This window comes from Lewinellaceae bacterium (assembly GCA_020636105.1).
GTDB lineage: Bacteria > Bacteroidota > Bacteroidia > Chitinophagales > Saprospiraceae > BCD1.
In genome coordinates this window covers 1,181,627-1,194,256 of the sequence record JACJYL010000002.1, presented here as the reverse complement: position 1 = coordinate 1,194,256, position 12,630 = coordinate 1,181,627, and the positions used below count along the sequence as shown (strand labels likewise).

At 44.1% G+C, this 12,630-nt stretch carries 9 protein-coding genes and 1 pseudogene; 5 read left to right on the top strand and 5 right to left on the bottom strand.

Annotated elements, in window-relative coordinates; genetic code table 11:
• Window positions 1-134 precede the first annotated feature (134 nt).
• The 4 genes and pseudogenes from H6571_21760 to H6571_21745 all read right to left on the bottom strand — a co-directional run bounded on the left by H6571_21760 (window position 135) and on the right by H6571_21745 (window position 3,083).
• Window positions 135-539, bottom strand: a complete 405-nt coding sequence (locus H6571_21760; GenBank protein MCB9326380.1) for a GxxExxY protein — start codon at window positions 537-539, stop codon at window positions 135-137.
• 470 nt (window positions 540-1,009) lie between these two features.
• Window positions 1,010-1,162: pseudogene (locus H6571_21755) on the bottom strand (GxxExxY protein).
• A gap of 60 nt (window positions 1,163-1,222) precedes the next feature.
• Complete coding sequence (locus tag H6571_21750) at window positions 1,223-2,344, bottom strand: Gfo/Idh/MocA family oxidoreductase (GenBank protein MCB9326379.1); 1,122 nt, start codon at window positions 2,342-2,344, stop codon at window positions 1,223-1,225.
• A gap of 13 nt (window positions 2,345-2,357) precedes the next feature.
• The gene (locus H6571_21745) at window positions 2,358-3,083 is read right to left on the bottom strand and encodes a hypothetical protein (protein MCB9326378.1); all 726 of its coding nucleotides are present in this window, start codon (window positions 3,081-3,083) and stop codon (window positions 2,358-2,360) included.
• Window positions 3,084-3,183: 100 nt separating this feature from the next.
• Between H6571_21745 and H6571_21740 the strand changes: the two genes are divergently transcribed.
• Both H6571_21740 and H6571_21735 read left to right on the top strand, forming a co-directional pair.
• Window positions 3,184-3,606 carry a transposase gene (locus tag H6571_21740; protein ID MCB9326377.1) on the top strand — a complete coding sequence of 141 codons (423 nt, stop codon included), beginning with the start codon at window positions 3,184-3,186 and terminating at the stop codon, window positions 3,604-3,606.
• Window positions 3,603-4,487, top strand: coding sequence for a DDE-type integrase/transposase/recombinase (locus H6571_21735; GenBank protein MCB9326376.1), 885 nt, complete (start codon window positions 3,603-3,605; stop codon window positions 4,485-4,487). Before H6571_21740 ends, H6571_21735 begins: the two co-directional genes overlap by 4 nt.
• A gap of 110 nt (window positions 4,488-4,597) precedes the next feature.
• Here H6571_21735 and H6571_21730 read toward each other — a convergent pair whose 3' ends face one another.
• On the bottom strand, window positions 4,598-5,053 hold the full coding sequence (locus H6571_21730) for an energy transducer TonB (protein MCB9326375.1): 456 nt from the start codon (window positions 5,051-5,053) through the stop codon (window positions 4,598-4,600).
• Between the two features lie 183 nt (window positions 5,054-5,236).
• Here H6571_21730 and H6571_21725 point away from each other — a divergent pair, with 183 nt between their 5' ends.
• From H6571_21725 to H6571_21715, 3 genes are all read left to right on the top strand, one after another.
• Window positions 5,237-6,130, top strand: a complete 894-nt coding sequence (locus H6571_21725; GenBank protein MCB9326374.1) for a tyrosine recombinase XerC — start codon at window positions 5,237-5,239, stop codon at window positions 6,128-6,130.
• Window positions 6,131-6,221: 91 nt separating this feature from the next.
• The gene (raiA, locus tag H6571_21720) at window positions 6,222-6,524 is read left to right on the top strand and encodes a ribosome-associated translation inhibitor RaiA (GenBank protein MCB9326373.1); all 303 of its coding nucleotides are present in this window, start codon (window positions 6,222-6,224) and stop codon (window positions 6,522-6,524) included.
• 342 nt (window positions 6,525-6,866) lie between these two features.
• A complete protein-coding gene (locus H6571_21715) occupies window positions 6,867-12,251 on the top strand; it encodes an HYR domain-containing protein (GenBank protein ID MCB9326372.1) in 5,385 nt (1,794 codons plus the stop codon).
• The last annotated feature ends 379 nt before the right edge of the window (window positions 12,252-12,630 follow it).

The window sequence follows — 12,630 nt, the reverse complement described above, 5'->3', positions numbered from 1 at the left end:
GGGATTAGGAGATTAGCATGATTTTTAATAAGGGTCATTAGGGGGCAAACCTGGGGAATGGTTTGTTTTTTGGGCGCCATTGTCTTGACACGATTTTGGGGATTAGGAGATTAGCAGGATTTTTAAGAGGGGCATCAGGGATCAAACCGGGGGGAGGATTGAGGTCTGACCAGTTTTTTGTTGTAAACTCGTTTAAACTCTAGGCTTGTACTCCCAAAATTGATCAAGAGACCATCGGCAATGTTATAGGCTTCACAATAATTAATGGCCTGAGCTTTATGGGCATTTTCTAATGTTATAACCGCTTTTAATTCGAGCATTACCTTGTCTTCTACAAAAAAATCTACCCGCCTGATGCCAATGGGGAAATCTTTGTAAAAAATGGGCATTTCCATTTCTCTGGCAAAATTTAGTCCGGCCAATTCCATTTCTATGGCCATCGCTCGCTGGTAAATGACTTCCTGGAAACCGTTGCCAAGGGTGTTGTGGACGGTCATGGCACAACCAATAATTTTATGGGTTAGTTCATTAAGGTTCATTTGAAATTTTTTGGTATATCCATTGAACCTGATTTGATCAAAAAAAGTTTCCTCTCCCGCTTTTTTGCTGTCTATCCTACAACTCTATTGTCGTACATAGACAAAAGTATTGGAGCATCATTGTCTTGACACGATTGTCTGGATTAGGAGATGAACAGGATTTTTAATAGAGGTCATTAGGGATCAAACCTGGGGAATGGTTTGTTTTTTGGGCGCCATTGTCTTGACACGATTTTGGGGATTAGGAGATTAGCATGATTTTTAATAAGGGGCATTAGGGGACAAACCTGGGGAATGGTTTGTTTTTTGGGCGCTATTGTCTTGACCCGATTTTGGGGATTAGGAGATGAACAGGATTTTTAATAGAGGTCATTAGGGATCAAACCCGGGGAATGGTTTGTTTTTTGGGCGCCATTGTCTTGGCACGATTTTGGGGATTAGGAGATGAACAGGATTTTTAATAGGGGTCATTAGGGATCAAACCTGGGGAATGGTTGAGGCTTGATCAGTTTTTTGTTGTAAACTCGTTTAAACTCTAGGCTTGTATAACCAAAATTGATCAAGAGACCATCGGCAATGTTATAGGCTTCACAATAATTAATGGCCTGAGCTTTGTGGGCATTTTCCCGCATCTGCTTTTATCCTGTCCATTCTGCAATCCCCCACCAATCGTGTCATGACAGTTACTTCAACTTAACTGATTTCCCGGTTTTGGCACTTTTCTTTGCGGCTTCTAAAATTTCCACCACGATCATATTATTTTCCAAAGAGGACAAATCATAAGCCGGCAGGGTGATCTCCTTTCTGATCACGGCGGCAAACAGGGCAAAAGGGTCGTTATACGGAGCCGGGCGGGGATCTAATGTTTCGCTGGTGACTTTTTCCTTTTCATTCAACCGGTAAATAAATTCTTCCCGGTTTTTACTGATGATGTATCCGCTTTTACCGTAAATTTCCATGTCTTTCCGGTCGATGGGCCAGTTCCAGGAGGCCTGGAGGATGGCCTGCATTTTGGGATATTTTAAAATAATGGTGGCTTCGTCATCGACTTTGGGATACAAATCGGGTTTGATCGTTTGGGTCACGGCAGAAACGGATTCAGGTTTTTCGCCTTGTGCCAGCCAGGTGACCAGGTTGGCGCCATAACAACCGAAATCCGTTAGGGCTCCGGCACCGTTGAGTACGGGATCCGTCAGCCAGTCGAGGAATTCAGGGTTGCAACCAATTTCAATGGGGCCTTTATGTCCGTCGTGGACGACTATTTTCCGGAGGTCCCCGATGGCGCCGGCATCGACCATTTCTTTGGCTTTATGGTTGGTGGCATACCAGGTCGTTTCGTAATTGGTGAGCAGATGAATGTGATATTTTTGAGCCAGTTTTTGCATTTTTCGGGCATGTTTTACACTCACCGCCAGTGGTTTTTCCACCATCACATGGATGCCCAGGGGGGCACAGGTTTCCACGACTTCCAGGTGTTCGTATATGGAGCCGAAGGCAAAAACGGCTTCGGGTTTAGTGGCGCTGATCATTTCATCCATGGAATTAAAAACGATGTCCATGGGAAATCCATGCTGCTTCGAGTAGCGTTCCGCCAGTTCCCGGTTGGGTTCCACGATTCCGACTATGTTAATATCGTCGCTGGCCTGTCGGCCTAATATCCAATGCACGTGAGTATGAGTAAGACCAATAACGCCCACTTTTACGGGAGCTGCTTTGGTTTGACCCGCGAGCATTTGAGGGGTTATCATTAAGGTTGAAAAAATCAGCAGCACTAAAGGGGCGTTTAGGAGGTTTGGAATTTGCATAAAATTCGGTTTGTCAATTATTTAATAATACCATTACGGTTCCAAAATCAAGCAGGCCGTGCAGGATGGCAAAATAAGGAAATAATGTCGGTCGGAAGTATAAGGTAATCCCAATGAGGCCTGCAAAGGGCAGGAACACTAATCCCCTGTAAAGTACAAAGTTTATATCCGGAATAAAGGGAAGCGTGCAATGCTGAATGGCCAGAAAAAGGACAGGTAAAAGCACTACCATCCATTTTTGTTTGATCCTGCGATTTAACCTGGGCATGATGAAAACAAAGTAGGTGGATAATTCAGCCAAAGCAATGGTTACAGGAAAAACAACCGCGAGGACATAAATCAACGACCGCGAAATGGGTTGAAACATCATGTTGAATGGGATGGAAGGATCACTCCATATCCAGCGGCTTAAAAAATACTCGGGCCCAAAAACGACAGGGCCGCAAAGTAAGGTGATTCCCAGGAAAGTAAAAATATCTCTTTTCAGGGTTTTCCTGTCGAAGTGGAAAAGGGGAAAAAAGCGCTTTCTTTCGGATTTAAGGAGCCAGACCAGGATAGTGATGCTGACCAGGTTTGTGGCGGAAGCTGTCAGCAACCAGTATTTTTGAGATTCCGCAAAGGAACCCAGCAGCCAGGCCAGCAATAACTGGAATGCCAAAAACAAGAACAGCCTGCTTGGCAAAAGCAAGAGAGCTGTTTTAAAAGCGTTTTCCTCTTTGGCTATTTTACTTTCTTTCATTTCAATTTTGTGTTATTGATTTCCCCTTTTATTTTTTCCGGTACCCAATGCCAGCAACTGTCATTGCCTAAAATAGCTTGACCAAAAAAGTCAACTAAACATGGCAAACAAAAATAACAAAAAGTTTCAAAAACAACCAAATAGCAATAGGACTTTCAGTGAATCCTTTAAAAGGAGCAAAGTTAAAGACCTGGTTTCAAGACGAATAAAGGTACGAGATATATGTGAGCTATATGAAGTATCACGAACAAGTGTATATAAATGGATATATTTGTATTCTGACAGTACAAAAGAAGTAAAGACAGTAGTACAAATGGAAAGTGAAGCACAAAAGACGAAAATATTAATGCAACGATTGTCCGAATATGAACGCATAATCGGACAAAAACAGATGACAATAGATCTCTTGGAGAAGGGGTACGAGTTTGCGAGTGAAGATCTGGGTTATGATGTAAAAAAAAAGTACGTACTCCAACCCTGGAATGGTTCCGAAAACACCCTGACGAACACGGATATAAAATGAAGACATTATACAGTTTATCGGGGATCAGCAAACAAGGGCATATGGATGCCCTGAAACGGGAACGAGAGCAATTATTAAAAGCTCCCCTTTACATAGGTTTTATTGAGGAGATTAGGGAGATGCATCCGGGGATGGGCCTGCGCAAGATATATGAACAGTTCGAACCAGAAGGCATTGGACGGGATGCTTTTATAATATTAGGTTTACGCGAAGGCTATCGTTTACGGGCCTTAGAAAGTCCCTATAAGACTACTTACAGCGATAAGGGAAGTCAATATGGTAATGTACTGATAGGAAAGAGGTTTACAAATGTCAACCAATTATGGGTTAGTGACCTTTTTTATTTTCCATTAGGGGGACAGCATTATTACGTTGTATTAATAATGGATGTTTATTCTCGACGGATCATAGGATATTCGGTTTCTGACAATATGCGGTCAGAGAATAATATTGCTGCATTAACAATGGCACTCAACCTCAGAGGCATTGATGATTATAATAATGAGTTGATTCATCATTCTGACAGAGGTTCGCAATATACGAGTACTGATTATACGAACTTACTTAAATCCTATGGCATAAGGATCAGTATGTGTACTAACGTACTTGAAAATGCACATTGCGAGCGGGCAAATGGAACCATAAAAAATGAATACCTCAAAAGGTGGAGTATCCAAAATTTTGGACAGTTAAAGAAACGAGTAGCCATGGCTGTTGAAAACTACAACAACCGTTTACACAATTCTTTAAAGATGACACCAATGGTTTATGAAACATATATCAAAGACCTAAAGGAAAAAGAAAGACCCGAAATGGAAGTCTTTACAATAAACAAAATGTTAGATAATCCAATGCAACTTGAATTACAATTTGATTTATAATTAATTAAAATTGGTCAAGCTATTTTAGGCATTGACAAACGAGTAACCAGCAACCAGTAACCAGCAACCAGTAACGAGCAACCAGTAACCAGGTAACCAGCATCCCGCCCCTATAACTCAACCGTATAAGAATAACTCCCGCTTTTTTTCTGCTCTTCTTTCTTTATTACGGTCGGTTTTTTCGGCTGTTTGGTAATGGTAATATTGTATTGGATGTTCGTCGCTACCGGGGTGAGCTGCGGTTTGGGCAGCCTGAAATGAATGGTAATGTTTTTGTAAAATACCACTTTGATTTTCCTGTTTTTGGGAACCTGGAACTTAAACATTTTTACGATCCTGGCGGCTTCTTCATCGCAGCCGTGCCCGAGGGTTGAAATGACCTTTGTACTCGTCACATTGCCTTTAAAATCAATAGAGTACTTCACTTTAACACTACCTTCTACCTTGGCTTTTAGTGCTTCCTCAGGATATTTTAAATGTTCCCTTACGAAATTTTTCATGGCTTTGGGGCCGCCTTCGTAGACGGGCTTGTTTAAAAAATGTTTATCTTTTTTTTCTTTGTGCATATTATTTTTATTGAGATACAATTGGACTGTGGCTCAAAAAGTTATGTTTCAAACGGGAGAAAGTACGGTTTTGTAAAGCTAAACAAAAGTCAAAAAAAATTGGCGTTTCTCAATAAAAAAGCGTAAATTGAATACTCAACAAATAAGCATTTCCAAAAGATGCGACGAGAAAAGAATTAGTGAATGCACAGGAACACCTTTATTCAATTTCTTCGTTATGAAAAGCGGTTTTCACCGCATACCGTTCTGGCCTATCAAAACGATTTGGATCAATTTTTGCGTTATCTTGAAACGATTTACGGGATAGATAAGGCTGACCAGATCACCCATACCCATGTACGCTCCTGGGTGGTGGAGATGATGTCCGAAGGCTACTCGGCCCGTTCCGTTCGTCGAAAATTATCCACTTTAAAAACATGGTTCCATTTCCTGATGAAAAGGGGGGCCGTACTCCATGATCCGATGCTTAAGGTCAATTTACCCAAGGTGGAAAAACGCTTGCCGTCGGTGGTGCGACCAGAAAGTCTGGATCTTCTTTTTTCAGAGATTCCTTTTGGCAATGATTTTGAAGGGGTACGTAACCGCCTGATCCTCGAAATGTTATACGCCACTGGCATGCGTCGTTCTGAATTGCTCTTCCTCAGGGCAAGTGATATTAACTTTGCTAAAAGATATCTTAAGGTCACCGGAAAAGGAAATAAACAGCGGCTCATTCCGTTTGGAAAGTCACTGGATAAAAGTATCAATGATTACCTGGATATCAGGAATGCCGAATTTCCCGGTTCGTCGAAAGAAGTGCTTTTTTTGACTCGGAAAGGCAAACCGATCTACCCAAAACTCGTTTATAATATAGTGAAGACGAACTTGTCGAAAGTGACCAGCGTCGATCATAGAGGCCCCCACGTGTTGCGGCATTCTTTTGCCACCCATTTATCGGAAAACGGGGCCGATCTGAATGCGATCAAAGAACTTCTGGGCCACAGCAATCTAGCGGCGACCCAAATATATACACATAATTCGATAGAAAAACTGAAAAAAACGTACCAACAGGCACACCCAAAAGCAAAATCGAGTTAGGTGCCGGTTGAGAGATCCCCGGTCAAAAAGATGACCACCAGGGATGCAGCAGAGTAGAAAGAAATTCGTTTACTAACAAAAAAATTGAAAAATGAAAGTACAAACTGAAGCTGTTCGTTTCAAAGCCGATGCAAGTTTGATTGATTACGTTGAAAAAAAAGTAGGAAAACTGGAACATTTTTTTGATCGTATCCTGGATGCACAGGTGATTTTGAAACTGGAAAACTCCGGACAGGTTAGGGATAAAATTACAGAAGTGATTTTGAAAGTACCCGGCGAAACGATCGTCGTGAAGGATACCCACAAAACATTCGAAGCGGCGATCGATAGTGCAGTTGATACCCTAAAGCGTCAGTTGATTAAATATAAAGAAAAAATACGCGTGAAGTCGTGAAATTAAATATCTGAATATTTTAAGCCGTCCGGAGATTATTCTTCGGACGGCTTTTTTTTGCCCTTTTTTGGACATTAACATATTTTTATTTATCTTGTCCACCTGTTCACATACAATAGATCCAATCCTTACATTTCCTCCCCCTTTGAGTGGCTAAACAATATTTACTTTGAGTGGCCTTCAGGCTGTTTTGGACTATGCTTCGGCATGGCTTTTTCGTCTTTTTGGAAATTATCATTGAGGTTCTGCTATTTTTTATTGCAACCTGAATGTGTTAAATATTCAGTCCAACCATCATTGGGTTTGACTGAACTATCGACCATTTATTAAAACTAATTCAGAATGAAAAAAAATTACTTTCTTTTACCGGTCCTGTTAAATCTGCTGGCTGTGGGAATATATGCCCAGTGTAGTTTTAACGATGTTTATTATGGATTCGCCTCTGCTCCGGTTGCAGTGGGTACGCAGGTTACTATAGGGCCCTGTATCTATGGGGGAGAATATTTACTATTAAACAATATGATCGCTGGTAATACCTACCGGATCGAAACCTGTGGTGACGCTAGTTTCGATACCCAGCTGACGATATTCCCTCAATTCAGTAGCAGTCCTGTGGCATATAATGACGACTACTGCGGCTTGCAGTCCAGTATTGATTTTACACCTCCCGTCACGGGGAATTATCGTATTCAGGTCAATGAGTTTAACTGTGCCCCCGACGTCAACGGTGTTTGTATGACCCTGAAGGCAACCCTGATAGCTGAAGGAAATTTTTACATGACAAACGGTACGGTAAATACCTGTTCGGGCAACTTTTACGACAGCGGTGGCCTGGGCGGTAATTATTTGAATTCTGAGAACTACACCTTCACCATTTGCCCGGATAACCCGGGCGATTTGACCGAAGTTACTTTTTCCAGTTTTTTAATTGAAGATTACTTTGATTTTCTAAGGATATATGACGGCTCATCCACTGGTGATCCGTTAATTGGTACTTATACCTCTACCAACAGCCCCGGAACGGTGACTTCAACCCATGCTTCAGGATGTTTGACCTTCTGGTTTACTTCTGATGGTTCCGTTACCCAACCCGGCTGGGCGGCCGAGATCTCCTGCGTTCCCGGCGGCCCGGTAATCCTGATGCAAAACGGCACGGTAAACACCTGTTCGGGTACCTTTTACGATAGTGGTGGTGCAGGCGATCCTTATTCGAATAATGAAGAATATATCCTGACTATTTGCCCGGATGATCCGGGTTATTTTATACAGGTTAACTTTACATTTTTTGCCACTGCAACAATATTTACCAACTGGGATCCTTTGTATGTATTTGACGACGAGACAGTTAATTATTCTAATCAAATTGGAACCCTTTTTTTTGTAGGTAATAATAGTCCAGGTTCTTTAACAGCAACAAATTCCTCGGGTTGTCTGACCTTCTATTTTTTTTCTGATGTTGCATTTGAAGGTGATGGCTGGGAAGCAACAATAGGTTGTGTCCTGAATTCTCCGCCAAATGCAGTTTGTCAAAACCTGACCAGGGATGCGGATAATAACTGCCAGGCAATAGTTTTAGCATCTGAGTTTAATGGTGGTTCAACAGATCCTGAAGGTCAGGCCTTATCTTATTCAGTAAGCCCTGCCGGACCTTATTCTCTGGGAACCACCAGTGTGACCCTCACTGTTACCGATGTGATGGGAGCCTCTTCAACCTGTAATGCCACCATCACGGTGGAGAACAATACCACTCCTGCTATAGTCAACTGTCCGGCAACCAATATCGTAGTACCCAACGATGCGGGACAATGTGGCGCTATCGTCAATTATACCACTCCAACGGGACAGGATAATTGCGGCCCGGTTCCATTGATTCAGACCAGCGGTCTGGGCAGCGGAGCCTTCTTCCCGGTAGGTACGACTACGGAGACGTATGAGATTAATCAGGGAGGTGGCGCTTCCTGTAGCTTCACCGTAACGGTCAATGATACAGAAGCGCCTACGCTGAACTGTGTAGAAAACTTTACCGCTGAACTTAACTCGGATGGAGAATACATTCTCTATCTTGGAATTATTGTTACCCAACTAATCGAGGACCAATCTGATAACTGCGGCCTGGTAACGGGGCAGGCCGGTATTGGGGTTTCCCGGTACTTTTTTGATTGTTCGGACGTTGGACAAATGACTACGGTAACTATCCTTAATAACGATATCAACGGCAACCAGACTCCTTGTAACGTAAACTTTATCGTTACAGATCCAGGAGGGTTTTGTAATGAACCACCCGTGGCTGTCTGTAAGAACCTCGAACTCAATGCAGACAGCAATTGTGAGGCGGATGTAGCTGCTTCCGCTTTTGACGGAGGTTCCACTGATCCTGATGGAGATCCGCTCACCTTCTCGGTTAGTCCGGAAGGACCATATCCTTTGGGTATGACCAGTGTGACCCTTACCGTGGAAGATGGTAATGGGGGAGTGTCCACATGTGCCGCAACGGTTACTGTTACGGATGTGACACCACCGACCATTGGTGTGAACAATAGCGCCTTCGTCAATCCGGGCTCTGTTGCTATCCCCGGAAATTTCAACAGTGAACTGGGCTGTGCCGGTGACTGGCAGCCGGATTGTCCGAATATAGAGCTGGTATATGATGCCGGTGACCTGGTATGGCAGGGGACTTTCAATATCCCGGCAGGCTATTGGGAGTATAAAGCAGCCATTGATGATTCCTGGGATGAAAATTACGGTGCGAATGCCACTTACTTTGGACCAAATATCGGTTTGGGACTTGGTGCAGCAACGAATGTTAAATTTTATTACGATCCACAATCTCACTGGATCACGGATAATGTGAATAGCCTTATCGTGACGGCGGCAGGAGACTTCCAAAGTGAGATCGGCTGTCCGGGCGACTGGCAGCCGGATTGCCTGCGCAGTTGGCTACAGGATGCGGACGGAGACGGCATTTACACCAGGTCTATATCCGGTATCCCGGCAGGAAGTTATGAATCTAAAGCAGCACTCAACGAGAACTGGAATGTAAGTTACCCGGGAAGCAACCTTCCATTCACGGTGCCGGACAACAATTCCATCGTAACGTTCAGTTTTAACAGCAATACCAATACTTATGAAATTTTTGTGGTTCCAAACGAAGCTTGCCCTGCAGCGATAGACATCACGACCGACGAGGGAGTCTGCTCAGGCAGTACGCCGGACTTTTTGGCTCTGATTACGGTCAATGACAATTGTGGAATAGAGTCCCTTATGCAGAGTCCGGCAGCGGGGTCTTCGATAGGGGTTGGAACAACGACGGTGACGATCTTAGCCAAAGATGCTGCCGGCAATCCGGCCAGTTGTGCCACCTCCGTAACGGTATACGATTATACGTCACCAACTGTATTGTGTAAATCTGCAACGGTTCAATTGAATGATGAGGGTATGGCCAGCGTAAGCGTAGCGGAAATAAGGGAAGAGATTTCCGATGCCTGTGGTATTGCAGAAAGTGGTATCTGGAATCCTGATTTCACTTGTGAAAACCTCGGAAGCAACATTGTTTATCTGTATGCTTTTGATAATAACGGCAACTACAACCAATGCGAGGCCACCGTTATGGTCGAAGACAATATAGCGCCACAAATAGAATGTCCTTCTGAACCGGTGACCTCAGGCACCGATCCGGGTGTCTGTGGTGCAAATGTTTCCTTTGAGGTCAGCGCTTCCGATAATTGTGCCGATGGCTTAACGGTTGTCTGCACCATCGGTGGCGACAATGGCGGCGGCTCAGGCAACTGCGCTACCAACAACCTCAATCTCAGTCTGACTTTTGATAATTATCCTCAGGAAACGTCCTGGATGATCCTGCAATTGCCGCAAGAAATTATGGTCGCTTCAGGAGGCACCTATGGATCTGAACCGGATGGTTCCACGCTGAACATTCCGATCAATCTTCCGGATGGGGAATATCTGTTTTTGATCAAGGACTCTGCAGGAGACGGCATGTGCTGTACCTACGGCAGTGGTTCTTACGCCCTGTCCAGCAATGGACAGACCTTCGCCCAGGGAGGTTCGTTTTCTTCTTTTGAAAAGACGCCTTTCTGTGTGGAAACACCAGCACCAGGTGGCGGCCCGCTTACCGAGGTATCTTCAGGGGATTTCTTCCCGGTCGGAACGACTACCGTGACCTGTACGGCCACAGATGCAGCCGGCCTGACGGATGTTTGTACCTTTGATATTATTGTTAATGATACCCAGGCTCCATGGCTGACCACGCCTTGTCCTGGCAACATTACCCTTTGCGGAGCCCAGAATGTTTCCTGGACACCTCCTGCAGCGGATGACAACTGCGGTGTGGTTTCAACGGTCAACAACTACAACCCGGGAGACTTCTTCGCAGTGGGTACTTATACGGCCACTTATACTTTCTACGATGCCGCCGGCTTATCGGTATCTTGTAGTTTTACCATCACCATCAATCCGGTCCCTCAAGTGACGATCAGTCAGACAAACCTGCCGACCTGGTGCCAGGGCATCAAGGTGCTGACGGCCAATGTGCTGAATCCACAGGCGCTGACCTATCCGCTGACCTTTGCATGGTCTGACGGTTTGGGCGACAGCCCGACGGTTATTGCTCCGGCCAACGGCACTTATAGCGTTGTGGTGACGGATGCACTGGGATGTTCCACTGAAGTTTCGACGACCGTGAATGTGGATATTTCCACCCTGCTTTCTGCTTATACCATCATTTCCGGAAAGGGATTAGAGATGTATGAATCCGATGTGCTCGGTGGTGGCGTGGGCGTCAAAAATGCCAATGAGTGTGTCATTTCTCAAAATTCCTCCATCCTGACTTTCATGCGGGCGAATGCCGCCGGTGTGACGGTGGATGGCAGCAGTTTTGTGAACAATTTTATCAATGCGAACTTCAACGTAACATTACCTGCTTTCCTGAGCAATCCGTACAATGCTTTCAACAATATCAATGTACCGGCGAATGCTACAGTGACGCTCTCAGGCAGCAATTACGGATATGTAACGGTAGGAGCAGGGGCAACGCTGATCATCGCCAATGCCCAGATCTTCATAAAGAACCTGGTCACACAAAAAGATGCCACGATCATTTTCAATCAGCCGACAGAAATGAGAATCCGTCGCAAGATGAGCATCGGAGAGACCAATACGGTGAACCCTGATGGTTATACCAGTGTGATCTATGCATCAGATGTGGTCAGTATAGGTCAGGGCTCGGTGGTCACCTTGAACATCTATGCACCGGAGGGACTTAACGTAAGTGATTCCGGCGCCTCCCTGACGACTTACATGACGGGAATATTCATCAGCAACGACGAGGTGGCATCGGATCATCATGTGATCTGGAACTGGAACCTGAATTGCAGTTACCTCCCAACGACCGGAGGGAATATTCCTTTTGCCGCATCGCCGGATCAGGAGGTCATTGAAACTTCCATTACCACTAAGGAAGGATTGAATGTATATCCAAACCCGACTTCAGGTCTGGTCAACATTTATATTAAGGACTTCCTGGGCCAGAAAGTAGAGTACACCGTGTACGACTCCTTCGGCAAGGAAGTGATGAGGAGTACGATCGACCAGCTCGAAATTCCGACTATATCCCTGGACATGTCGTCTGCACAGTTTGCCAATGGTATGTATCAGGTGAGTCTGAAGGGGAATACGGAAATGAAGACGGCGCGGTTTGTTTTGAGTAAATAGAATAACTGACGGTTCCTTAGATCTTGATTTTTTCCAGGAAACAAGGGCCTAACCAGAAGGGTATTACTGATAATTGATATAAATCTATTAACAGTAATACCCTTTATTATTTTTGTCCGAAAGAATAAAAATTATATTCAAAAAAAGTTTATTTAATTTTATGTTTTCTTAGCTTTGCAACTAAATTATATTTACACCCAATCTTAATAAAAAGGACGAAGAGTTCTATTTTTGTCATACTCCCCCCGTCCCACTAAAAGGCTTTCTTTCATACCTTCCATTTGTACCTTGACAGCGATTGTTCTCATTGACTGATAAATCCTTTATTGATTTAATCGTAATAGGGCTAATTGGCAATGGGCAATGTTGAATGAGGTAA

Coding starts and splice junctions, on each gene's coding strand:
- H6571_21735 (MCB9326376.1), top strand. CDS start 3,603: ATGAAGACATTATACAGTTTATCGGGGATCAGCAAACAAGGGCATATG.
- H6571_21730 (MCB9326375.1), bottom strand. CDS start 5,053: ATGCACAAAGAAAAAAAAGATAAACATTTTTTAAACAAGCCCGTCTAC.
- H6571_21760 (MCB9326380.1), bottom strand. CDS start 539: ATGAACCTTAATGAACTAACCCATAAAATTATTGGTTGTGCCATGACC.
- raiA (MCB9326373.1), top strand. CDS start 6,222: ATGAAAGTACAAACTGAAGCTGTTCGTTTCAAAGCCGATGCAAGTTTG.
- H6571_21745 (MCB9326378.1), bottom strand. CDS start 3,083: ATGAAAGAAAGTAAAATAGCCAAAGAGGAAAACGCTTTTAAAACAGCT.
- H6571_21715 (MCB9326372.1), top strand. CDS start 6,867: ATGAAAAAAAATTACTTTCTTTTACCGGTCCTGTTAAATCTGCTGGCT.
- H6571_21725 (MCB9326374.1), top strand. CDS start 5,237: ATGCACAGGAACACCTTTATTCAATTTCTTCGTTATGAAAAGCGGTTT.
- H6571_21750 (MCB9326379.1), bottom strand. CDS start 2,344: ATGCAAATTCCAAACCTCCTAAACGCCCCTTTAGTGCTGCTGATTTTT.
- H6571_21740 (MCB9326377.1), top strand. CDS start 3,184: ATGGCAAACAAAAATAACAAAAAGTTTCAAAAACAACCAAATAGCAAT.